Source organism: Streptomyces sp. Je 1-332, from assembly GCF_040730185.1.
Classification (GTDB): Bacteria; Actinomycetota; Actinomycetes; order Streptomycetales; family Streptomycetaceae; genus Streptomyces.
On the sequence record NZ_CP160402.1, the window covers coordinates 6,253,230 to 6,276,537 of the forward strand.

General features: G+C 69.1%; 15 protein-coding genes and 1 pseudogene. 11 read left to right on the forward strand and 5 right to left on the reverse strand.

Translation table 11 applies throughout. The features are described 5' to 3' along the window. Window positions 1-75: 75 nt before the first annotated feature. On the forward strand, window positions 76-1,473 hold the full coding sequence (locus tag ABXJ52_RS28310; RefSeq protein WP_367045587.1) for a class I SAM-dependent RNA methyltransferase: 1,398 nt from the start codon (window positions 76-78) through the stop codon (window positions 1,471-1,473). Between the two features lie 1,817 nt (window positions 1,474-3,290). On the opposite strand, the gene ABXJ52_RS28315 is transcribed toward ABXJ52_RS28310, so the two are convergent. From ABXJ52_RS28315 to ABXJ52_RS28330, 4 genes and pseudogenes are all read right to left on the reverse strand, one after another. Then, window positions 3,291-3,689 carry a PIN domain-containing protein gene (locus tag ABXJ52_RS28315; RefSeq protein WP_367045588.1) on the reverse strand — a complete coding sequence of 133 codons (399 nt, stop codon included), beginning with the start codon at window positions 3,687-3,689 and terminating at the stop codon, window positions 3,291-3,293. Continuing rightward, the gene (locus ABXJ52_RS28320) at window positions 3,686-3,973 is read right to left on the reverse strand and encodes a hypothetical protein (protein ID WP_367045589.1); all 288 of its coding nucleotides are present in this window, start codon (window positions 3,971-3,973) and stop codon (window positions 3,686-3,688) included. The genes ABXJ52_RS28315 and ABXJ52_RS28320 overlap by 4 nt, the downstream gene beginning before the upstream one ends. 130 nt (window positions 3,974-4,103) lie before the next feature. Continuing rightward, a pseudogene (locus tag ABXJ52_RS28325) lies at window positions 4,104-4,739 on the reverse strand (transposase); the annotation flags it as partial. Between the two features lie 131 nt (window positions 4,740-4,870). After that, window positions 4,871-6,511 carry an ATP-binding cassette domain-containing protein gene (locus ABXJ52_RS28330; protein ID WP_367045591.1) on the reverse strand — a complete coding sequence of 547 codons (1,641 nt, stop codon included), beginning with the start codon at window positions 6,509-6,511 and terminating at the stop codon, window positions 4,871-4,873. A gap of 198 nt (window positions 6,512-6,709) precedes the next feature. Between ABXJ52_RS28330 and ABXJ52_RS28335 the strand changes: the two genes are divergently transcribed. The 9 genes from ABXJ52_RS28335 (at window position 6,710) to ABXJ52_RS28375 (ending at window position 17,388) form a co-directional block, all read left to right on the forward strand. After that, window positions 6,710-6,859 carry a hypothetical protein gene (locus ABXJ52_RS28335; RefSeq protein ID WP_367045592.1) on the forward strand — a complete coding sequence of 50 codons (150 nt, stop codon included), beginning with the start codon at window positions 6,710-6,712 and terminating at the stop codon, window positions 6,857-6,859. A 91-nt stretch (window positions 6,860-6,950) separates the two neighbouring features. Continuing rightward, window positions 6,951-8,504, forward strand: a complete 1,554-nt coding sequence (locus ABXJ52_RS28340) for an ABC transporter substrate-binding protein (protein WP_367045594.1) — start codon at window positions 6,951-6,953, stop codon at window positions 8,502-8,504. After that, entirely contained in the window at window positions 8,501-9,274 is a 774-nt protein-coding gene (locus ABXJ52_RS28345) for a 2OG-Fe(II) oxygenase (protein ID WP_367045596.1), read from the forward strand. Before ABXJ52_RS28340 ends, ABXJ52_RS28345 begins: the two co-directional genes overlap by 4 nt. Then, a complete protein-coding gene (locus tag ABXJ52_RS28350) occupies window positions 9,267-11,252 on the forward strand; it encodes a radical SAM protein (protein WP_367045598.1) in 1,986 nt (661 codons plus the stop codon). Before ABXJ52_RS28345 ends, ABXJ52_RS28350 begins: the two co-directional genes overlap by 8 nt. A gap of 90 nt (window positions 11,253-11,342) precedes the next feature. After that, window positions 11,343-12,095, forward strand: coding sequence for a 2OG-Fe(II) oxygenase (locus tag ABXJ52_RS28355; protein ID WP_367045599.1), 753 nt, complete (start codon window positions 11,343-11,345; stop codon window positions 12,093-12,095). Window positions 12,096-12,133: 38 nt separating this feature from the next. Further along, the gene (locus ABXJ52_RS28360) at window positions 12,134-13,147 is read left to right on the forward strand and encodes a ThiF family adenylyltransferase (RefSeq protein ID WP_367045601.1); all 1,014 of its coding nucleotides are present in this window, start codon (window positions 12,134-12,136) and stop codon (window positions 13,145-13,147) included. Next, a complete protein-coding gene (locus ABXJ52_RS28365) occupies window positions 13,132-14,688 on the forward strand; it encodes an MFS transporter (protein WP_367045602.1) in 1,557 nt (518 codons plus the stop codon). The genes ABXJ52_RS28360 and ABXJ52_RS28365 overlap by 16 nt, the downstream gene beginning before the upstream one ends. Window positions 14,689-14,722: 34 nt before the next feature. After that, on the forward strand, window positions 14,723-16,003 hold the full coding sequence (locus ABXJ52_RS28370; protein ID WP_367045603.1) for a pitrilysin family protein: 1,281 nt from the start codon (window positions 14,723-14,725) through the stop codon (window positions 16,001-16,003). Further along, window positions 16,000-17,388 (forward strand): pitrilysin family protein, encoded by a 1,389-nt coding sequence (locus tag ABXJ52_RS28375; protein ID WP_367045605.1) that lies wholly within the window; start codon window positions 16,000-16,002, stop codon window positions 17,386-17,388. Before ABXJ52_RS28370 ends, ABXJ52_RS28375 begins: the two co-directional genes overlap by 4 nt. A 346-nt stretch (window positions 17,389-17,734) precedes the next feature. Here the strand turns inward: ABXJ52_RS28375 and ABXJ52_RS28380 are convergent, their stop codons facing one another. Continuing rightward, complete coding sequence (locus tag ABXJ52_RS28380) at window positions 17,735-18,307, reverse strand: hypothetical protein (protein WP_367045608.1); 573 nt, start codon at window positions 18,305-18,307, stop codon at window positions 17,735-17,737. A gap of 85 nt (window positions 18,308-18,392) precedes the next feature. Here ABXJ52_RS28380 and ABXJ52_RS28385 point away from each other — a divergent pair, with 85 nt between their 5' ends. Next, entirely contained in the window at window positions 18,393-23,225 is a 4,833-nt protein-coding gene (locus tag ABXJ52_RS28385) for a hypothetical protein (protein WP_367045610.1), read from the forward strand. Window positions 23,226-23,308 lie beyond the last annotated feature (83 nt).

Sequence of the window (23,308 nt, forward strand, 5' to 3'; positions counted from 1 at the left end):
CCACGTAGACTGGTGGGCTGTTGTCCGGCCGTTTCCTTTCGGCCGATCCCCCTTACGTAGTGGAGTCACCCCGCCATGCAGGCAGAACCGAAGAAATCGCAGGCGGGGAACGCACCGGAGGACTCGCGCGCGGAGGGCTCGCAGGCGCAGGGCTCGCAGGCGGCCTCGCTCATCGGCAAGGAGTACGAGGTCGAGGTGGGCCCGGTCGCCCACGGCGGCCACTGCGTGGCCCGCACGGCGGAGGGCCGCGTGCTCTTCGTACGGCACACGCTGCCCGGCGAGAAGGTCATCGCGCGCGTGACGGACGGCGACGAGGAGAGCCGCTTCCTGCGCGCCGACGCGGTGACGGTCCTCGACGCGTCCAAGGACCGCGTCGAGGCCCCCTGCCCGTACGCGGGCCCCGGCCGCTGCGGCGGCTGCGACTGGCAGCACGCGAAGCCGGGGGCGCAGCGCCGCCTCAAGGGCGAGGTCATCACGGAGCAGCTCCAGCGCCTGGCAGGACTGACCCCCGAGGAGGCGGGCTGGGACGGCACGGTCGTCCCGGCCGAAGGCGACAAGCTGCCCCCGGGCGAGGTCCCGTCCTGGCGCACCCGCGTCCAGTACGCGATCGACCCCGACGGCAACGCGGGCCTGCGCCGCCACCGCTCGCACGAGGTCGAGCCCATCGAGCACTGCATGATCGCCGCTCCCGGGGTCTCCGAGCTGGGCATCGAGAAGCACGACTGGTCCGGCATGGCGTCGGTGGAGGCGATCGCGGCGACAGGCTCCCAGGACCGCCAGGTAATCCTGGAACCGAAGCCGGGCGCACGCCTGCCCCTCGTGGAACTGGACAAGCCGGTCTCGGTCCTCCGGGTCGCCGAACAGGACGGCGGTGTCCACCGGGTCCACGGCCGCCCCTTCGTGCGCGAGCGCGCCGACGGCCGCACGTACCGCGTCGGCAACGGCGGCTTCTGGCAGGTCCACCCGAAGGCGGCCGAGACGCTGATGCTCGCCGTGATGCAGGGCCTCACGCCCCGCAAGGGCGACACGGCCCTGGACCTCTACTGCGGAGTGGGCCTCTTCGCGGGCGCGATCGCCGACCGGGTCGGCGACAAGGGCGCGGTCCTCGGTATCGAGTCCGGCAAGCGAGCGGTCGAGGACGCCCGCCACAACCTGGCGGCCTTCGACCGCGTCCGCATCGAACAGGGCAAGGTCGAGGCCACCCTGCCGCGCACGGGCATCACAGAGGTCGACCTGATCGTCCTCGACCCCCCGCGCGCGGGCGCGGGCAAGCAGACGGTCCGCCACCTGACGAAGCTGGGCGCGCGCCGCATCGCGTACGTGGCCTGCGACCCGGCCGCGCTGGCACGGGACTTGGGGTACTTCCGGGATGGGGGGTATCGGGTGCGGTCGTTGCGGGCGTTTGATCTGTTTCCGATGACGCATCATGTGGAGTGCGTCGCGATCCTTGAGCCTGCCGAAAAGGGCGCCTGACCTGCTGTTTCGCTGAGAGTGCATTATGTGCGCTGTGGGCGTTACGGGCGATATCTTGTCGCTGAAACGACGCTCGTGACGCTCAAATGACGCTCGTTCTGATGGAGCGTCAGGTGGTTGATCGTTCAGGTCACGCTGGGCGGTAGGTGCAGTTTTCGAGGTCTGGCTTTGCGGAAACTTGACGAGAATCGGGCTGGTTCCGCCGTCGCTGACGGCGGCGGGCGCGCCGGCCGCCGGGTGGAGTGGACGTTGAATAGGTGGGTCCGTAGGGGCTCAAGCCGCGCATGAATGGCTTGAGGCCCTCGGCGCGAGGCTCGGGGATTTCCGGTAGCAACGGTGAACCGTCGAGCGGGTCCAGGCGTTGCGCGTGTCCTTCGGCCCACGCGATCCATGCCTCGGCGTAGTCCTTGGCCGGTCCGGGCGGCAAACACTCTGCGTGGAGTCGGAGTTCGCCGATGTATTCGACCAGGCCCGCTGCCCGCCTCCATGCCGCGTGCTGTGCTTCGAGATGGCGGACGCGGCATGCCTCCGTGTATTCGATCGTTGCTGCCGCTTCGCGGCCTCCCATCGCAGGCGCTTCTGCTGTGCTTCCTCCAGGTCGGCCAGACGCTTCCGTTCGGCTGCCTGGCCACGGAGGTCGACCTCCTGCACAATCTCGGCGAGCTGGTCCTCAAGAGGGCGCGCGGCCGTATCGGCCGCCCGCCGGCCCGGCGAGGCTGCCCGCCGTTGAGACAGATCCTCAGGCGGTCAGCGGGGGAGTAGTCGTAGCGAGGGGGCTTGGACCAGGAGTAATTCTTGGCGTCCGAGAGTTCCTTTTTCGTGGGGACGTGCTCGACCCGATGCTGTTCCTGCAGGACGAGGAATTCGCATTTCTGGCTCTGTGCCGCGATGGTGAAGTGAGGTGGTCCGCTTCGCCGACGATGCGGCAGTGGCACTACATTCGCTGTGCCGATCGTGATGCTGTGCCCCCCGCCCTCTGTGTTGCGGTGAGTAGGGCATGGATGAGTCGGCAAGCTCGGTTCTGCACGGACTTGGTCAGCCCCATGGGCGGAGGGAGATGATCCGGCCGCCCGCTTCGGCAAGCTCTTCCAGGAGCTGCTCCGTGACGGTCTTCTTCCTCTTGCGAGACCCAGAGTTGGGGTTCGGCGGAGGTGGCGGCGCGGCTACCTGCTCGCTGGCCTTGTGGCCGCCGGATACGGCCGCTGACTGCGGGGCAGCTTTTTGGACTGGAGCGGTACCTCTGGCACGAGGCTTGTCGGGGGGATAACTGCCGTGGTCGAGGAAATGCTGGCCGGAGGTCGTGAGCGTCGCGGACCACTGGCCTGTCCCCTTGGAGACCTTGACCAGCCCTCGGCTCTGTAGCGCCTGGCAGCTGAGCTTGTGCGGCTCTCCCTCCCACGCGCCATCAGGGCAGCCATGCCCGACCCACCGCGCCACCTGCAGCTGACGCTCGTTCAAGTGACGCGCACTCGACCCCCTACTGTGCGATGTTGCTCATTGATGCCTCGCGGGTGCGTTCCCAGGATTGGCGCAACGCCACCAGGGCTGCAGGTCGGGCCGTGACGACGCCGGGCCCGTGGGCCGGGGGGTGCAGGCGAGTGCGGCTTGGGCGGCGTGGTGCCCGTGGCGTCGTTCGGGAGAGACCGGGGGTCGACAGGGCCTGGCGGTTGGCCATCGAGTGTCTCCAGGCCGGGCAGAAATGCGTGGTCTAGGCCGGTGCGAGCGTGCTGGGCGCGCTCGAGTGTCGGGAGGATGCGACGTCGGGTGAGCCAGCGGCGTTGGGGGTACGGGCAGGGGTGGCGCTGGCCTCGACTGCGTCAGACCTTCTCCGTCGCGATCCGGGAGTGGTCGGCGCTGAGCATGGCGATGTCTTCGACGTCCGAGGTCAGGATCGTGACGCGTCCAGGCTGGGCTAGGGCGGTGGCGCAGAGCATGGCGTCGATGGCGTATTTGTGGCCGTGCAGTCCGGCTGTGCGCAGTAGCGTCGCCGCCGACTGGGCGATGGCTTGAGTGACGGGCTCGACCCGGAGCCGGGACAGCGTCCATTTCAGCGCAGCGTCGTTGATCTTCGGGTGGATCACTTCGACGAGCACTGCGGCGGAGGTGAGGACGGGCAGGTCGGCGTCACGGGCGGCGGTGAGCCACTCGTGGACCTCTCGGTCGCGTTGAACGGCCTTGGCCAGGCCCTCACTGTCGAGGACGAGGGCGCCGCTCACGCAGCAGCCCCGGTGTCGGAAGCGGGGGTGGTTCTCGTGAGCTTGGCCCGCTTGGCGGCCACGGCCTCCGAGTCGGCCGGACCGTTGGCCTGGTCGAAGTCAGCGATCAGCTCGTCCAGGTTGTCGCGCTCGATCTGGCGTTGGGCGGCCTTCTCCAGGTACGCGGATACGCCGCGCTTGCCTACCCGCTCGCGAATGGCCTGCAGGGTGCCGGCGGTGAGAGAGACGGAGATCCCGCTGCTGGGGCCATCGCCGGGGAAGAAGTCGCTGTCGTCGTCAGTCATGATGCGAGTATGGCATTTCTAATGCTATAAGGCGACCTCCTGGGCCGGCACGTGCGTCAAGAGATCGCACGTAGTGCCCATGGTGCACGCAATGCACGTTGACCATGAGTCCAAGTTGCCCCTGATGCCGTGTTTCCGATGACGCATCATGGCGGGTGGGTATGCCGCGCCCGGCCTTCACTTGTTGATCAGGCGCTCGACCCTCTTCCGCTCCTTGTAAGAGGTCGGGACCATGACTGTCGGGTCGTCCGCCTCGTGCGCCCTTTCCGGCTGGCGGTCAGGTCCCGCTTTTCCTGGATGAGGGCCTTGATACCGCGTCTGCGCAGGTAGGCGCGGTTGCCGTGGGACGAGTAGGCCTTGTCCGCGGCAACCGCGCCGGGCCCCGTACGGGGGCAGCCGACAGGCAAGCGAACGCCGAGGTGCTTGCTGACAGGCATTCCTGCGGCGTCGTGGTCGGCGCGGACCGTTGTGGAATCCAGACTGACCAGCGACAAGTCTGTTCTTCCCCGGCGGGCACCCTCGGCAATCAGGCCTTCCAGCAGCGCGTGAAGACGGCGGCGACCCGCCAGAAGCGGAAGCGTCCGTAGATGGTGGTCCAGGGGCCGAACTCGGCAGGCATCTCCCGCTACTGGGTACTGGACCTGAACCGCCAGATCACACCCTCGAACTGCTCCCGCAACCGCTCCGGGTATGGGCCGTACCTGCCGATCGGCAGGTACGGCCCGATGAACTGCCACTGGGCATCGGTCAGTTGCCTGCGTGTCACGACCCCAGTCCTACCGGGTTCCATCCAGCGAGGACAGAAGCCGAGAAACTGATCACGACATCACGCAGGCCCTGTCACACAAGCCCTAGGGAGAGGCGGGCCCTGGGTGTTTCCCGGGCGAGGGGCGGACGTCATTCGCCCCAGTAAGGTTCGGTGGCCTCCTGGACCCGGCCGTCCGCCTCCAGGACCAGGAAGCGGTCGAAGCCCTTGGCGAACCAGCGGTCATGGGTGACCGCGACGACGGTGCCCTCGAAGCGTTCCAGTGCGATCTCCAGTGCCTCCGCGCTGTGCAGGTCCAGGTTGTCCGTGGGCTCGTCGAGCAACAGCAGGGTGGATCCCTGGAGTTCGAGCAGCAGGATCTGGAACCTGGCCTGCTGCCCGCCGGAGAGTGAGCCGAAGGTCTGGTCGGCATGGGCCTGGAGTTCGTACCGACGCAGGGCGGAGACCGCCGGGCCTCGGTCGCAGCCCTCCCGGTCGCCGTCGCCGCGCCCCAGGATCTCGACGAGCGTGCGGTCGTGGAGATCGGGCCGGGACTGGGTCTGGGCGAACCAGCCGGGCCGGACGCGGGCGCCGAGCCGCGCGGTGCCCGTATGGCTGACAGGGGCGCCATGCCTGGTGGGATCGAGGAGGTCCTGTTCGCTTCCTCCTGCGGCGAGAAGGCGCAGCAGATGGGACTTTCCGGAGCCGTTGGCGCCGAGGACGGCAACGCGTTCGCCGAAATAGATCTCCGTGTCGAACGGCCGTGTAAGGCCCGTGAGTTCGAGTGATTCGCAGCGTACCGCGCGCATTCCGGTGCGGCTGCCCCGCAATCGCATCCGCACATTCTGCGCGACGGGGCGCTCCGGCGGCGGCCCCAGTTCCTCGAAGCGCTTCAATCGAGTCTGGAGCGCGTGGTATTTCCCGGACATGGAAGCGGACGCCTTCGCCTGCTGCTGGAGCGTGCGGACCAACTCCTGGAGGTGCTGGTGTTCCTCGGTCCAGCGGCGATGCAGTTCGGCGAGGCGTTCCAGGCGGGCCGCGCGGGCCGCGTCGTACGTGGCGAACCCGCCACCGTGGACCCAGACGGTGCCCGCCTCCAGGGTGACGACGCGGGTGGCCGTGGCCGACAGGAGTTCGCGGTCGTGGCTGACGTACAGGATGGTCTTGCGGGAGGCGGCCATCATCCGCTCCAGCCACCGCTTCCCGGGTACGTCGAGGTAGTTGTCCGGCTCGTCCAGCAGCAGGACGTGGGCCTTGCTCCGGAACAGCGCTTCGAGCGCCAGCTTTTTCTGCTCACCGCCGGAAAGGGTGCTCAACCGTCGGTATTTCGCCTTGTCGAACGGGAGACCAAGGGCCGCGGAAGTCACTCGATCCCATTCCACTTCGGCATCATAGCCACCAACCTCGGCCCAATCTGAAAGCGCTTCCGCGTATGCCATCTGAGTCGGCTCGTCATCGCTCTCCAAAAGTTCCAATTCCGTTTTTTCGATACGAGAGAACGCTTCTTCCACTTCTTTCGACGTCAGCGAAGCAAGGAATTCAACGACCGAGGTCGAATCGCGTATGGAACCTATGAATTGCGGCATCACCCCCAGGCCGCCCGTAATACGCACCGTCCCCGCCTGCGCGGCCAACTCTCCTACGGCCAGGCGCAAGAGAGTCGTCTTCCCTGTCCCGTTGGCGCCGATCAGGGCGGCCTTCTCCCCCTCGCCCACCTTGAACGAGGCCTCTTGGAACAGCACTCGACCGTCGGCCATCCCATACTGGAGGTCGGACACTTCGATGAATCCCACTCCTGCACACCCCTTCGTCGACGCATCGCAATCGCCAAAGTCAACCTCTCATACACAGTCTTGCGGAGTGTGAGCCGACTGTGTGACAGTCGGGACGCACGGTAATCGGGGCGTATAGCCCTGGTAAATGATGGATAGCGGGCGCTCCGCGTTCTATTGCACGTGGTCGCCCCTGTCAACCGTCGAGAGGGGAAATGCATGGATTCCGAGGCTCAGCGTCCCGCGAACGACGAGTTCGCCGAGGTGCAGCACGAGAGCGACACGCTCCGGCCGGAGCTGGAGACCGATGGCCTGGTCTTCAAGCGCGAACTGCTGAACGAGTTCCTCGGCGGTCGCGTCCGCACCTGATGCGGCAGCGGCAGGGCGTCGGCCACTCGTGACGGCGGTGCCCTGCCGCGAAGGGCCCGGCACAACTTCGCACCGATCCGGGGGGGACCTGGTGGCAGCAACGCCGGACCGTCGGTCGTCCGGTACGGACGGGAGCTCCGACAGGCAGCTCACCGTGGATCTCGACGACTGGCCACTCAGCCTCGACCCCTATCACGTCGTGGACTTCAACCAGGGCCTGGTGCTCGATGCGCTGACGGACCCGCTCACCCGCGAGCAACCCTCGGTACAGGGCGCGCAACGGGCCGTGCCCGCCGCGCTGGAGTCTCTGGAGAGCGAGGACGACGGGTACTCGTGGCGGCTGCGTGCCGCGCCGGGCCAGACCTGGGGCGACGGATCGCCGGTGCTGCCCGTCGACATCGCGGCCGGGGTGCACCGGGCTTGGGGGCCCACCGCGTTCACCCTGCCCGACACCGTGGCGAGGCCGCGGATCGGTGTGCGGGAGGACGCGGGCGGTGCCTTCGTCGAGGTGGTCTCGCCGATCCCTCTGCCCTATCTGCCCGAGCTCCTCGCCTTTCCCGGGGCCGCCCCGGTGCGCGAGACGGACGGGGCGGGCTGGACTGCCAGCGGCCCCTACCGGCCCGTGCGGGCCGACCGTCGGCGCGGCAGGATCGAATTGCTTCGCGCCCCGTCCCGCAGGTCCCGCGCCCACCCGGCCGCCGCCGAGCGGCTCGTCTTCCAGGTGTACGGGGAGCGGACCGACGCCGTCGCCGCGTTCGACGCGGGTGAGCTGGACGTGTGTTTCAGTACCGGCCTGGAGCCCTCGATGTTCGCGGCGCTGGCGGAGCGCGCCGACGCCAAGGTCCGCCCGCTGGCCCTCGCCGGCCGGCTGTGGGTCAGGCCGGGCATCGACTCCCTGCTCGCCACCCCCGAGGGGCGTGCCGCTTTCAGTGCGGGCTGGGACCGCGAGACGGTCAGTGCCGCCCTGTCGGGCACCGTACTGCCGTTGCACAACTACCGGCAGCTGTGGTCCGGGGCCGCACCTGAGGCGCGGCCGGTCGCAGTGAGCGACGAGGCCGTTCCCCTGCGGGCCCCTCGGGGTTCGCGTGCCGAACTCACCTTGACCTACGCCGACTTCCCGCCGAACGACGTGGTGGCGCGTGCCCTCGCACGCGACGTCGAGAGCCGCTTCGGGCACCGTGTCCGGCTGCGGCCCCTGGAGTTCGCAGCGTTCGCCGCCGCGGTCGTCGCCGTCGACTACGAACTACTGCACTGCATCAGCCCGGCCCCCTTCGCCCACCCGGCCGCTCTGCTCACCCCCCTGCACAGTGCCACCTCGGGCGCGCGCGCCCTCGGCCTGTGCGACCCGGCGATCGACACGGCGCTGGAGCGGGCGTTACGGACCCCTCGGGGCGCGGGCGGCGACGACGCGTGGCGGGAGGCCGAGGAGGTCGTGCTGCGGCGGGCTCCTGTCGTACCGCTCTTCCGGGCCAACAGCGTCACACTCCGCCGGACCGGGCTGCCCGCTCCGGACGTCCCGCCCTGCGGGCTCGTGGGACTGGAACGCCTGGGCCCGGGGCGCGGCGCCCAGGGGCGCACCGACCCGTTGAGCACTTGTCTTCCCCGTACCTCGATCCCGACCGCACGAAGGGCGGCATCCACATGAGCCAGACGGGCGTGCACCACGCCTCACCGTATCTGCCTGTCCTGCGCGCCCCCGCGGAACTGGCCTCCCTGCGGCGCCTGTTGACCGGGAAGCCCGCCCGACCGGTCCACCTGGACGGGTTCCTGCCCGCCGGGCAGGCCGCCCGGCTCGCCGGCGCCCTCCGGGCGATGCCGCGGTGGACCCGCAGCCCTGTGCTCTGGGACGACGCGCTCCTGGAGACGACCCCGGTGGCCCTGGAGGAGTTCCGCGACGCGCCATCCCGCCGCCGGGCTGCGGTGCGCCAAGTCGCCCAGGACATACCAAAATTGTTCGACGATGGCTCCACCTTCCCTGCCGGGCACCGCGCGGCCCTCTCCGACTTCTTCGTCTTCGCGGGCATGGGGCCGGTGCTGGTGGACCTGCTGGCCCAGTGGATAGCGCCCGGCGCACCGATCACCACCAATGTGGAGTTCGCCCGTTACGGGACGGACGACTACCTGGGCGAACACTCCGACACGGGCTCCGACACCCTCTTCGTCCTCAACCTCTACCTGGACGAGGCCTACAAGCAGAGCGACGGCGGCGTACTGGGCTTTCGCAACGAGGAGGGTGAGGAGTTCCTGATGCCCGCGCGGTACAACAGCCTCTCCGTGATGCCGATCCGCCGAGGCTGCGTGCACTGGGTCTCCCCGTGGCGCCGCGACAGCGTCGGCCGCCACACGGTGAGCATCGCCGCGACGCCGACGGCGGATCGGGACGAGACGGCGGAGAAGGCGGTCCGGCATGCCTGAGGCCCCCGTGTTGCTCGGAATGCCCGAGCTGCCCGCCCGGCCCGGAGCGGCGGCGGGTGCCCCGTACTCCGTCGTCCTGAGCTTCCCGCCGCTCGTCGAGCTCAGCTTCGGCCGCTACTTCCCGTCCCTCGCAGTGCTCGGCGGCTTCCTCACCAGCCGCGGCGTCGGCTCCCACCAGTGGGACCTCAATGAGGAGTTCGCCCTGCACCTGCTGGAGCCCGCACACCTGGAGGCCGCCGGGCAGGGCCGTCCGACCGGGATCGAGGGCGACTTCGTCGAGGAGATGAGCGCCGTCGCGGGCCGCTGGCTGAAGGAGGGCCGTGACCAACTGTTCGATGCGGAGGGACGTCACGACTTCGCTTCGGTGACCGGACCCGCGTACCTGCTCACCGCGCTTGCCCGGCCCTACCTCATCGACCCGGAACCGGAGTGGCTGAGCGACCCCTGCCTGCTCGACTCGGACCGCACTCTGGTGTATCGCCGCTACTTCGACAGCCTCGACCTCGCCGCTCGCATCCCGGCGGACGCCGCCCTCTTCGGGATCTCCCTGCCGATGGGTCCGCAGCTCGTCCCCGGGCTGATCCTGGCCCGCGAGGTCAAGCGCGTGAGACCCGACATCAAGGTCGTGCTCGGCGGCCCGACGGTGTCGCTGATGGACGATGAACTGCTGACCACCCTGCTGACCGTGCACCGGCAGATCGACGCGGTCGTCCGTTACGACGGTGAACTCCCCCTCGCCACATTGTGCAAGCAGGTTGCGCCCGGTGGCGCCTGGCAGCCGACGCTGGTGCCGGGCGTCTCCGCTCTGACCGGCGAGAACGGTGTCGTGCACGCCTCTCCGGGGCCGGGCCTCCACCCGAACGTACTGCCGCCCGCGGAGTACGACCCGCAACTGCTGGGCCGTCTCGCCGACGCCGAACTCGGCATCGTGCAGGCGCGCGGCTGCTACTGGGGCAAGTGCGACTACTGCGACTTCGTCGAGCAGTACGACGGAAGCCCCGCCTACCGGGGCAGGTCAGTGAAGTCCTTCGTCGCGGAAATCGAGCACCAGGTCGACACCCACGGCGTCCGACAGTTCGAGCTGATCACCGAGTCCATCCCGCCGGCCTTCTCCCGCCGTTTCTCCCAGGAAGTGCTGGACCGGGGGCTGAACATCTCCTGGAGCTCGTTCGCCATGGTGGACCGGCGGTTCGACGCCGAGACCCTCGAACTCATGGCCCGGGCCGGCTGCGCGTTCCTCGTCATCGGCATGGAGACCACCAACACGCGTGTGCTGAAGCTGGTCCACAAGTCCGCCGACCGAGAGGAGAACCTCCGCTTCATCCGGGACGCGCACCGGGCGGGAGTGAACCTGCGGATCAACCTCATCCCCGACCTGCCCTCCACGACACTGACCGAGGCAATGGAGGCTCTGGACGACATCTCCCAGGTCGCGGAGTGCGTGGAGGCGTTCTCCATCTTCCCCTTCGAAGCCACCCGGTCCTCCGAAGTGGGCCGCAACCCGGAGAAGTTCGGCCTGGTCGTCGCGGAGAACGCGTCGGGTCTCGCGAACCAGGCCCAGTACGCACTGAACCACCTGGGCAACATCGACCCCGCCATGACCGACGAGGAACGCGGTCGGGTCCACCGCACCTACCAAGACTTCGCGATCCGGCACGGCTCCGGGCACATGCGGGAGACGGGTCCAGGCTTCCTGTCCGAACTGCCGGACGATGACCAGCTGTTCAGGTTCGCCGTCGGCCACCTCGACGTCCTGCCACGCGGCCATGAACTGCTGGTCACTCAGGTGCTGCGGCGCGAGAGGACCGTCCTGCCGGCCGCCGTGGCATCGCGCCTGACGCCGTGGCTGAGCGGATCGCCCCTCTCACTGCGGGAGCTGACCGAGGTGTTCGGGGAGGCGGCGGCACACCAGGTGCTGACGGCGCTGATCGAGTCGCGGTTGCTGACGGCCGCTCCGGCGAGGGCCCTCGTCGCGTGAGCCTCCGCCTCCAACCTGCCCGTACCCCGTACTCAACATCGCGAACGTCCGGGACGCGTCCGACGACCGATTCGACGACCGAGGAGAACCATGACCACGGGTGAGACCCTCCAGCAGCCTGCGGCCGTCCCGACAGCCGCCGCCCGGCACATCGCCCACGCCCACCTCACCGAAGCGGCCTTGGGCTCCGTACGCGACTGGTACGGAGCGGAACACGCCACGCCGCTGCACCTCACCGACTTCCTGGTGCCGGAGCTGGCCACGCGGCTCTCCGCCGCGCTGCGTGCCGTACCCACCTGGGCGCGGCACGCCTCCTTGATCGAGAAGGGCCAGGAGCCGACCGAGTACTGGGGAGAGGAGGCGGACACGGCGACGGACGCCACCGCGTCCCAGTTCCGGGTCCCCGACATCCACGAACTCTTCGCCGACGGCGTCCTGCCGCCGGAACACCGCCGGACTCTGGAGGAGTTCTTCGTCTTCGCCGTCCTTTCCGACACCTTCCGGGACTGGTTGAGGGCCGGAACGGGCCTGCGCCTGCGCAAGCGCACCGCCATGGAACTGGCCGCCTACCGGAACTCCGACGGGCTCGGCGACCACCAGGACCTCATGCCGGGGCGGGTGTTCGCCGTCAACTTCTATCTCGACGAGGGCTACCGGGCCGAGCACGGCGGACGGCTGGGCTACCGCAACGGACGGGGCGAGGAGTTCCGTGCCGCACCGCTCTTCAACAGCCTTTCCATCATCCCGATCCGCGAGGACTGCTGGCACTGGGTCGAACCCTTCAGCGGTGACCGGGTCGGCCGGTACACCATCGCCATGGCGCAACACCTGGAGGAGAGCTGACCCGGGAACGGCGCGGTACGGTACGGCTGATCCCTGCGGTGGCCGTCCAGGAGACCGCGCGGGAGACGCTGTTGAGCCTGGGGGACCGTCTCCTGCGCATCCAGGGGGCCACCCTCCAGGCTCCGCTGCGCGACGCCCTGCGGAGCCTGCGCCGGGGCACCGACGCCGAGGCGCTGGCCGATGCCTGGGGGCGGAAGGAGGCCACCGCCCTGCTCACGGAGCTCGACGCCCTCGGCTGGCTGACGTCCGAACCCCGCGACGCGCTGGGCGAGTTCGCGGGCGAGACGTACCAGCGGCAGCTGGATTACCTGGGCCTGTTCACCCCGGACACGGCCGCCGCGCAGCGTCGGCTGTTGTCCGCCCGAGTGGGCATCCTCGGACTGGGCGGACTGGGCGGGATCGTGGCCCAGCACCTGGTGGCCGCCGGGATCTGCACTTTCCGTCTCGTCGACCACGACACGGTGGCCCGGCACAACCTCAATCGGCAGTTCACGTACGGTCCGTCGGACGTGGGCAGCCCCAAGGCCGACACACTGGCCCGGTACCTGCGGACGATGCGTCCGGACGTGGACGTCACCACCCATCGGCGGCGGATCACCGACGTGGCCGGCCTGGAGGCGGTGTTCGGTCCTCGCCGGAGTCTCGACCTGCTGATCATCGCCGCGGATTCGCCTCCCGGGCTCCCGGACACGGTCGCGCGCTGGGCGTCCGGAACGGGAACCCCGTTCACCATGGGGGCCGTTGGCGTGGGGGTGGGCTTCTGGGGTCCGCTCGTCGATCCGGCCCACGGCGGCTGCTGGACCTGTTTCGAGCGGGACCGGCGGGCGGCACTGACCGCACGGGAGCGCCTGATCGAGGACCACTCGGCGGACCCCGCTCCCTTCTCCTTCGGCCCCAGCAATACCGCTGTCGCGGCCATGCTCGCGCATGACATGATCCAGTTCCTGTGCGGTGAGAGGTGTCCCACCGTGGGTCGGCGGGCGGCACTGGACTTCGCACGACAGCGCATCACTCACACCACAGAGAGTACGTGCACGTGTCAGACGATCTGATAGCCGAACCACAGGCCGAGAAACCTCGTGCGGCCGAGAAGCCTCGTGCGGCCAAGAAGCAGAAGCCCTTCAAGGGCACCGGGTTCCTGCGCCTGTGGACGGGAGAATCCGTCTCGCTCGTCGGGACCGAGATCACCTTCATGGCTATGGGCATCATCGCCGTGACCACTCTGGCCGCAACTCCATGGCAAATGGGCCTACTTGAAGCCGCCGAGTCGGCGGCCGTACTGCTGCTGGGGCTCTCGGCCGGAGTGTGGGCGGACCGGTACGAACGCCGACGCATCATGCTGGTCGCGAACCTGGCGCGCAGTGTGCTCGTGCTGATCGTTCCGGTGCTGTTCTGGCTGGATCTGCTCACCATGGGAGCGCTGTACGCCGTCGTCTTCCTCGTCGGAGCGCTGAGCCTGCTGTTCGACAGCGCCATGTCCGCGTACCTGCCCAGGCTGCTGCCGCGGAGCCAGCTGGAGCGGGCCAACTCGTGGATGGAAGGCAGCGCTTCGGTTGGCATGGTCGCGGGGCCGGGCCTCGCCGGCCTCCTCGTGCAGATCGTGAGCGCACCGATCGCCCTGATCGTCGACAGCGTCAGCTATCTGGTCAGCTACGCGACGCTGTCCCGCCTCCCGAAGGCCCCGCCCTCGGAGGATCCGGCCGACCCGGCGGAGGACGCCGAGGAGGTCAAGGCGGTCAAGGCGGACAAGGGCACGGACGGAACCGCCGCGTCCGACAGGACCGTCGGGCCCGCACACGAGACCCGACCCGCGCGGGCCGAGACCGTGCCCGTGCCCGTGCCCGCGTCCGTGGGGGAACAGCGGGAAGCGCCTGCCGTCCCGCCTCAGGAGACCCACCGCGCGCAGGTCCTCAAGGGGCTGCGCGTATTGCGTCACGACCCCGTTCAGCGACCGATGACGCTCGCCGCCGCGCACTTCAACATCTTCCACTCGATGTTCTTCGCGGTGAACGTCCTGTTCCTCCTGCGAGTCCTCGACTTCAGCCCCGGTCTGCTGGGCGCCACCAGCATGGCGGGAGGTGTCGCCGGACTGGTCGGTGCCTCCTGCACCCCCTTCCTCACCCGGAAGCTCGGCCAGGGGCCCGCGCTGATCGTGGTGTACGCCGTCCCGGGGCTGGCCGCGGTCCTGGTGCCGCTCTCGGCGGGTACCGGGCGGGCGCTCGCCGTCGTGCTGGTGTCCGTCTCGACGTTCGTCTACACCTTCGCGGTCGTGGTCAACCTCGTCATCAGCGACACCGTCAAGCAGACGCTCGTACCAGACCACCTGCTGGGCCGGGTCACCGCCTCTACGCGCTTCATCAGCTGGGGCGTCCAACCGGTCGGCGCGCTCCTCGGCGGCTGGCTCGGCACCCGGTTCGGCCTGGTCGAGGTGATGGTGACGGCCTCCATCGGCCTGTCCGCCTCGGCGCTCTGGCCTCTGCTCAGCCCCGTGCGCAGGCTCATCACCCTGCCCGACGACGAATCCGACGACGACACGCTTACGGCGGACGAGGCGGACACCGAACCAGGCGAAGGAACCGGCAGGAGCGTCTGAGCCGAGCGGAACCGACCCACGACAGGAGCCGCACGTGCCCTTGAACCCTGAAGTCCGTACGCTTCCGGGCGGACTGAGGCTGATCGTCTCCAGGGATGACACGGCTCCGGTCGTGTCCGTCTGCCTCTGGCTCCCGGTCGGTTCCCGCGACGACCCCGCCGGAAAGACGGGACTGGCCCACCTCTTCGAGCACTTGATGTTCCAGGGCTCGACGCACGTCCCGGCGAACGGGCACACCGCGGCTATTGAGGACTGCGGAGGATTCACCAATGCCTCCACGGGCTTCGAACGCACCACCTTCTACTCGGTCGTCCCGGCGGGAATGCTGGAACTGGTGCTGTGGCTGGAGGCGGACCGACTGGGCGGCATGCTGGACGCCCTCGGCCCCGAGAGCCTCGACAACCAGCGCGACGTCGTCCTCAACGAACGCCGCGAGCGTTACGACAACGTGGCGTACGGGACGGGCTGGGAACAGCTCCTCACCATGTCCTTCCCTCCGGGGCTCCCCTTTCGCGACCTGCCCGCGGGACGCCCCGAGGACCTGGCGACCGTGACGGAAGACGACTGCCGTGCCTTCTTCCGCCGCCACTACCGGCCGGACCGGGCACTGCTCTGCGTGGTCGGCGACGTCGATCCCGATGCGGTGGCCGCACTGGTGGAACGCCATTTCGGGCATCTGCCGCCACCCCCGGCCGAGGTCACCCCGGCGGCGCGGCCCGGATGTGCGCGGCCACCGGCCGAGGCGCGGCGGCGCAGTGCCGAGAGGGTGCCTGCCCCGGCCTTCATGGCCGCGTACCAGCTTCCCCCGCACGGCGAACCGGCCGGGGAGGCCGCCGACCTGGCGGTCACCCTCCTCGGCGGCATGAGCAGCAGGGGGCTCCATCACCGGCTGGTGCGCGGCGACCAGCTCGCGCACCGGGCCAGGGCCTCGTTGATGCCGCTGTACGCGGCACCCTCCCTGTGCAGGCTCGACGTGCGTGCCCTCCCCGGAGCCGATCTCGCCCTGGTCGAGAAGACGGTGGACGAGGAGACGGAGCGGCTCGTCGGGACGGGCGTGACCGCAACGGCGCTGAAGGGTGCCCAGGCGCAACTGCGCCGCGACTGGCTGGACCGGCTCGCCCATCCCGGCAGCCGGGCCGAGGAGTTGTGCGCCCAGGAGGCGTACCTCGGAAACGCGGCCGGGGTCGACGGACGGCTGGAGCGGCTTTCGGCGATCACCATCGACGAGGTGCGTAGCGCGGCTTCCACGTACCTCACGCCGGGGAACCGTGCGGTCCTGACGTACGAGCAGTACGAGGACGGAGCACCCCTGTGAATCCCGAATCTGCCACCGTTCCGGCGCTCCCGGCACGACCCCGTCCGCCCCGCCCTGCCCTGCTGCGGGCCAAGCCCTGGCGGTTTCCCACCGTCCACCACGCCGAGCTGGCCAACGGCCTCACCCTGCACACCTGCCACCGGCCTGGTCAGGAGGTGCTGAGCATCGAGATCGTCATCGGTGTCCCCCTCGCGGTCGAACCGCGTGAGCTGGAAGGCATCATGGGCATCACGACCAGGGCCCTCGCGGAGGGCACCCCGGCACTGGCCTCGCTCGACTTCATCCAGGAGCTGGAGCATTGCGGGGCCACCCTGGGGGCGGGGGCGGAGCACGCGGGCATGCGTGTCACTCTCGACGTCCCCGGCACCCTGGCCGAACGAGCCCTCTGCCTGGTGGTGGCCGCGTTGCGCGAGCCGCTGTTCCCGCACCGGGCGATCAGCCGGCTGGCCAGGTCGCAGGCCGCCGCCCACCGGCGCCATCTCGCGGATCCCGAGCGTCGGGCGTCCCTCGAAATACACCGCGCCCTCTTCGACTGCCGGGATCGGCGTTCCCGGCCCGCGCTCGGTGACGCCGAGTCCGTGCTGCGGGTGGACCGGGACACCGTGGTCGATTTCCACGCACAGTACGCCCGGCCGGGAGCGACCACCGTGGTCGTCGCCGGGGACCTGGCCCGGTTCGATGTCGAGGCGATGCTGCACAGGGTCCTCGGCGGCTGGGAGGGCGATCCGTACGTCGTTGCGGTGCCGCAGACTCCACCGGTCCCCGAAGTGCCGGGTGTCGTCCTGGTCGACCGGCCGGGCGCGGTCCAGACGCGACTCGTGCTAGGCAGGGTCGCGCCAGGTGCCGCGGACCCGGCCTGGGACGCGATGCTGATCGGCAACCATTGCCTGGGCGGCTCGGTCAACGCACGTCTCGACAGGGTGCTGCGCGAGCGGAAGGGCTACACGTACGGTTTCCACAGCCGGCTGGTCGGGGTGGTCGACCACTGTCTGGCGGTGGTGACGGGCGCGGTGGAGACTTCCGTCACCAGCGCGGCCCTTACAGACATCGGGACGATCCTGGGCGCGTTGGCGCGGGAGGGCCTCACTGATGCCGAGCACCGGGCCGCGCTCGCACAGATCGTCGACGCGGCTCCTTTGCGCTACCTCGTCCCCGCCAACGTCGCCGAGGAGATCGCCATGATGGTGCTCGACGGGCGCGACCCGACGGATCTCAGCGACGTGTTCCCACGGGCGGCGGAGGTCACTGCGGCGGAGGCGTCGGCGGCGCTGCGCTCCGCCTTCCCGCCGCACCCCGTGGCAACTGTGGCGGTCGGTGACGCGTCGCGCATCGAAAACGGGATACGGGAGTGCGCCGAGGCCCCCGTCACAGTCCTGCGCAGCTAGCCCAGCGAGGTGAAGGGGCCCCGCTTACCGACGCGGGTCGTCGTGGGGGCGAGGTGGAGGTCGTCGGCATCCGGGCGGCACCTCGCAGGCTCCCCGGGCTGCGTGGCCGAGCGTCAAGGTGGGGCTTGAGTTCCTTAGGTGCCCCGCGCTCCCGGTGTGGCGGCGCCGCAGAGCTACTGGTCCGTTATAGACCCCAAGGAGTCTGGTCGGGAAGTGCTATTCCTCGGCGAGAAGCGAACTTACGTATGCGGCGGTCGTTCGGCGCTCACCTCCCGACCCCAGAAGGACCGGGATGGTTCCGAGCCCGCTGCCCCGCTGCCCCGCGGTCCGCGCGCCGACGTACGTGCTACGAGATCTCGTCGGCGCGCGTCCTCGCGGAATCGGAGGGTTGCCGGGGTTCCGGCAGACCGGGAGGGGTGGAGGAGCTCCGCAGCCCCCACGGTCGGCGGAGTCCCATCGCCTTCTGGGCCGCGGACACCATGTCGTGGCGCCCTGTTGACGCCGCTGCCAGCGCCTCCGCTCGCCCGGACGCGGACCCCGCGTCCTTCACTCGGCGCTGAAGACGAAGGAGCGCCTCGCCGGCGCGCACCACGTCGGGGGGCGACAGCAGACGCAGCCGCGTCAGCTGATTGCGCATCTCGCCGTACTGCGCGTCCATCGCCTCGGCCGATGAGATGTCAGGCGGCGTCGCCGACACCTTCGCGAGGTCGGAATGCTGCCAACTCGCCGCTAGGAACGCGACGAACGCGTCCGTCAGGGCGTCGCGCGCCCATTGACGTTTCTCCCTCCGTCCCCCGACGACCGTCGTCACCACCAACGTGGCGGCACTCGTCACCGCAGCGGCCCACGCCGCGTACCCACCCGCGTCCATCACTCCAGTATTCCTGGCCGCGTCCCGCTGCCCAACCTGAGCAAACATCTCCTGCCCCACCTTGCAGCAACGGTCGGCCAAGTGGTCGCGAACACCGAGTGGTTGGGAGGAGATGGTTCTACGATCGGGCGGCATGACGCGCCTCTTTGAGCAGGACGGTACCGGCACCGTGGACGAGGAGGAGGTGAAGTGGCGGGAACGGGTGGCGCAGATCGTCGAGCGTGAGCTGGGCACGCCCGTGAAGATCACATACCTGGACGACTTCGCCGACGGATTCACCGCCGCCCGGGTCACCCGCTGCGACCTGATGGGTTACGGCCGGGCCCGACTGGAGGGCCAGTACATCCTCAAGGTGTCGCGTGACCCCGACGACCGTCAGAACGAGGCGCACCGGCTCTTCACCGAGCGGCTCACCTCCTTCGCCGACCGGCGCGTGCCGTCCCTGGAGCTCTCCGGACACGACGAACAGCTCCGCGTCGACATCTACAAAGTCGCCGGAGAGACGCGCGGCGTGCGCCCGGCCCGCGTGGCGACCACTGCGGTCTCGATCGATGCCCTGTCGGAAGTGAGCCGCGAACTGCTGGAAGCGCAGTTCGGGCACCACGCCGGTGGTGGGCTCATGACCGTCCGCCAGACTCTCGAAGCATGGATGGGAGCGGGCTTCCTCGGCGGCCGGAAGGGGGACGCGCTTCGGGAGGCCCGGCGGTTGGCCGGCAGCGCCGGCACCACGTTTGTTTTCACCACGCAGGTGTTGCCCGACCCCGTATCCGTACTGGAACAGGACAACGAGCTGTCCGGCGAGGTCGAGTTCGTCATGCGGGGCTATAACCACGGCGACCTGCACACGCGCAACATCCTTCTGGACGGGGTGAGTGCGGACGAGGTGGGGTACTGGCTCATCGACATCGCCTCGGACAGTGACGCGCCGCTCCTGTACGACCACGCCTATCTGGAGACGGCCACCCTGCTCGTGGGGCAAGAGCTGCTGCGGCGACAACTCCCGCTCGAAATCCTCCAGGACTGCGACCTCCGGGACCCGAGAAGAGCCGTACCCCTCGCCTGGGAGGGAAACGTCAGGCTCGTCGAGAGCATCCGCCGGGGCAAGGACGAAGCGATCGAGGCGCTCCAATCAGCCCGTAAGGGATCGCTCCGGCACCAGTACCTGGTCGGGCGGCTCGGCGCCGCGCTGAACTACGCGGCCAAGCGGAAGTCACCGGACCAGCAGCGCGTCACGGCATACCGGCTGGCCGGATGGGCCACACACCTCCTCCTCACCGAGTACCACCCGACGCTCCTGGAACGGGTTCTCGCCGACGCCCACCAGCCGCAGACCCTCGCGCCCAGCAGGGCGGCCGCGGCAGCCAGCGCGAAGGCGGCGGCCGCGGAGGAAATGGTGGAACAGGTGAAGCCGTTCGTGGCCGACACCCACAACGGGTTCGACCGCTTCCTCGTCGTGGAGAACGGAGTGACACACGAGGACCTCGCCTGCCTGCCCGACCACCGCTGGTCGGTGATCATCGACCTCAACCCCGACAGCGAGACGACCGGCCTTGCCCACGGATTCGTTCGGGAGACGGCCGAGCACCAGATCGTCGTCTCGGGGCGGCACAGAGGGCCCGCGCCCGGCCGCAACACGGTGTCGTGGCTGATGGCGGGTGGCTGGGAGCGCCTGGGCGAACAAACGCCGGCGGACTTCCGGAGCTGGCGCTCGACGTATCAGGACCTCGTCCGAGAGGTCTTTGAGCGGCACAGCAGGAACAGTGTCAACCGTGCGGCAGCCGTCATGTGCCTCACCGCGGGGGACGAGCCAGACCAACGCGCGGAGCGCGTACTGGAGTTCATCGACGATCTCTACGAACCGCCGGTGAAGCTCCTCCGCGCCAGCCCCGGCGACGGACGGTTCGAGGCTCTCCTCAACGTCTTCGCGGACAACGGAGCCCTGCCGCGCCTCGAACGACTCGCCTCGCTCCCTGGCGCGAAAGGACCGATCCGTTTTTCCCGCCCCGGGCTCGCCGAACTGGAAGCCGACCTCGTCGTGCTGCACTCCCAAATCCTGGACGAGGAACTGCACGACCAGGCGGTCGACGCGTTCTGGAGGGGTCGCCCGGCGAACTGGCTGGACCTCGACGCCGGTCAGGACGTTCCCCGGGCGCTGCAGCCCTCGTTGCAGACTGCGATCGCCGACGTCCTGGGCCGCCAAAGCTCGGCCAACTTCGAACTGTTCCACGCGCCGGGCGCGGGCGGCACCACGCTGGCCCGCCGCATCGCCTGGGACCTGCACCGCGAACATCCGGTGCTGCTGCTGCATCACTACAGCCCAGACACGGTCGAGCGCGTCGACAGCGTCTACCGGCGCACCGAGCGGTCGCTCGTGCTGGTGGCGGAGAGCGCCGACATGGGGCAGAGCGACCGGGAGGACCTCTACCGCAAGCTGCACGAGCGCAACACCCCTGTCGTGGTGCTCTGGGTGACGCGGAGTAACGACTCGGCGCCGGACAACGGGGGCGAGCGCATCAACAACGTCATGTACCGCCTGGCCGAGCCGATGACCCGGGAGGAAGCGCGGGAGTTCCGTACCAGCTTCGGCCCCCGCGCCCGCTCTCCCAAGGCGAAAGCGGCAGTGGAGGCGCTGGTCCCATACGGCGTACCAGACCAACAGGTGACTCCGTTCTACTTCGGTCTGTGCGCCTTCGAGACGGAATTCTCAGGAACGGCGAAGTACGTCGAGAGCCACGTCAGCGAGTTCACCGAGGTGCAGCGACGCGTGGCCTCCTACCTGGCCCTCGTGACCCGGTACGGACAGATCGGGCTGCCGTACTCGCTTGTCCACCGGTGGATCACCGGAGAGTGGGGCGGGCATGCCGCGTCCCTCGCGGAGTACACGGCCGACCTGGAGAACATCCTCGGCCCGGACCTTCGTCACCTGGTCGTCGAGGACGGCCGACAACTGCGCATCCTGCACCCGTCCATCGCCGACACCCTCCTGGAGGTGCTTCTGGAGGCGAAGACGGGGGACGCCAGGTGGCCGTCGAGGCTGGCGAACACGGCCATCGAGTTGATTGGGCAGCTGGTCGGCCACCTCGGATCCGCCAACGTGGAGACGCGGGCGATCCTCGACAACCTCTTCATCCGTCGCGACAGATCAGGCTCGGGAACGCACCAGTTCGCCGAACTGATCAGAGCCTTCGGCACCGGTCAGCAGCCGGGCCGGGAGCAGGCGTACCGAATCTTCCAGGAGCTCACGCGCCGGTGCTCCGAAGAGCCGCACTACTGGCTGCACCTGGCTCGCTACCACCTGGACTTCAAAAAGCACGAGGATGGGCAGGCGGAGAAGTTCATCAACCGGGCGATCGAACTCTCCAAGGAACAGGATCACGTGCAGTTCCACGCCCTGGGGATGCTGCACCGGGAGTGGGTGTACGCGGGGCTGCGTCAATTCAGTTCTGGTACCGGCCGCGAGGCTGCCCTCATCGAGTACGTACGCGACCGGTACGACGCGGCGCTCAGCGTGTTCGCCAGGGCCCGCAAGCTCAAACCCGAGGACGAGCACAACTACGTCTCGGCGATCCAGATGATCGTCAAGGTCCTCAGCAAGCTGGTCAGGGTTTCCCTGAACATGAGCCTCGTCGACCTCCTGACCGCGGGCGGCGATGTCGGGAGCTGGGCGGACGAGCAGTTGAGGGTGGCGCTCTCGCTGCTGGACGAGTGCGAGTCGGTACGCCCCGACAGCGCCGACAGCCGGTACCTCCAGCGCTGTCGTGAGGAGATCGAGGTCGCGCATGGCGAGATCGAGACCATGGTCCGGGCCTGGCGCGACGTGATCGTGAACTCCCGCAGTCGCTCGGGGCTGGCGCTGGTCCTGGCCCGCGAGTTCCTCAAGGAGCAGGGCCGCGACTGGAAGGAAACGCCCACCGAGGTCTTCCGGACCGTCGTGGAGTTCTTCGACGCGGCGTTCGAGGAACGTGGCGATCTCGCCGACCACGACGTGGAGTTGTGGTTCCGCTGCTACCGCAGACTTCCGGAGTACGACGACCTCGCCGCCCTTGAACGCCTCTCGTTCATCGCCGGATCGCGTACGAGTCCGATGTGTAGCTACTACCTGTACGTCGTGCACTTCCTGCGCTGGCTGAACCAGGAGGAGTACTCGCAGGACGAGGCGCTGCGCCACTGCAACGAGGCCGCGCGGCTCAACCCCGGCCGCGACAGGCGGTGGAACTACGAGTGGGTGGCGAAGGGCGTGTCCGACGGCCATGCGGCGGCGCGTCTGGCGAACTTCAGGGAGCTCGGGGAGTACCGGCCCACGAGTCGGGACTGGCAGCTTTCCGGGCAGGTCTGTCAGCGCGTCCGCGGCGTGGTCCGGCAGATTGAAGGACAGCGGTCGGGGCAGGTCGCCGTGGAGGACGGCGACATGAAGGCGTTCTTCGTACCCCGTGAGGACTTCACGAACTTCGAGCATCAGGGGAAGGTGGTCGAGTTCGATCTCGGGTTCGCCCATGACGGACTGAGGGCCTGGCGCATGACGCTGGCCAAGGAGCAGAGGCTGTTCCGCAATGACGGGGTACGACTTCCGGATGTGGCTTTCCCGCCGGTGCCGCTGCCCTCCCAGGTCGGTCCGGCGCGACAGGTGAATTCCGCAAGAGTGGTGCCCTCACCCTCACCGGCGCCACGTCCGAGGCCCGCGGCGGCGACGCCGGAGGTTCGCCAGGAGGCCCGTCGGCGGGCGGAGGCCGACGGCCTGGAGGAGGCAGGCCGGTTCGTCATCGGCCATCTGCTGTCCCCCGAGACCGGCGGACTCGATGTCACCTCCTTTCAGGTTGGCAAGGCCCTCACGGACACCCTCGGAAAGGAGAGTTATCAGCAGCTGCGCGCCGGCTCCTCGCTCGGTGCCCTCGTCGAACGGCTCGGCTTTACCGTGCGACCTACGGCGAACGGACAGTTCGTGGTGAAGCCCGCGACGACAGGCTGACAGGATCCCGGAGGCTGAGGGGCACGTGCGATGCGAGGCCGTGGCCAGCTGGCGTGGAGATCCGGTCCCGCCCGACATCCGCC

Bases quoted from the DNA above. Each gene is read 5' to 3' on its own strand.
- ABXJ52_RS28335 (WP_367045592.1), top strand. From the start codon at position 6,710: ATGGATTCCGAGGCTCAGCGTCCCGCGAACGACGAGTTCGCCGAGGTG.
- ABXJ52_RS28310 (WP_367045587.1), top strand. From the start codon at position 76: ATGCAGGCAGAACCGAAGAAATCGCAGGCGGGGAACGCACCGGAGGAC.
- ABXJ52_RS28350 (WP_367045598.1), top strand. From the start codon at position 9,267: ATGCCTGAGGCCCCCGTGTTGCTCGGAATGCCCGAGCTGCCCGCCCGG.
- ABXJ52_RS28345 (WP_367045596.1), top strand. From the start codon at position 8,501: ATGAGCCAGACGGGCGTGCACCACGCCTCACCGTATCTGCCTGTCCTG.
- ABXJ52_RS28355 (WP_367045599.1), top strand. From the start codon at position 11,343: ATGACCACGGGTGAGACCCTCCAGCAGCCTGCGGCCGTCCCGACAGCC.
- ABXJ52_RS28320 (WP_367045589.1), bottom strand. From the start codon at position 3,973: ATGACTGACGACGACAGCGACTTCTTCCCCGGCGATGGCCCCAGCAGC.
- ABXJ52_RS28380 (WP_367045608.1), bottom strand. From the start codon at position 18,307: ATGTTTGCTCAGGTTGGGCAGCGGGACGCGGCCAGGAATACTGGAGTG.
- ABXJ52_RS28385 (WP_367045610.1), top strand. From the start codon at position 18,393: ATGACGCGCCTCTTTGAGCAGGACGGTACCGGCACCGTGGACGAGGAG.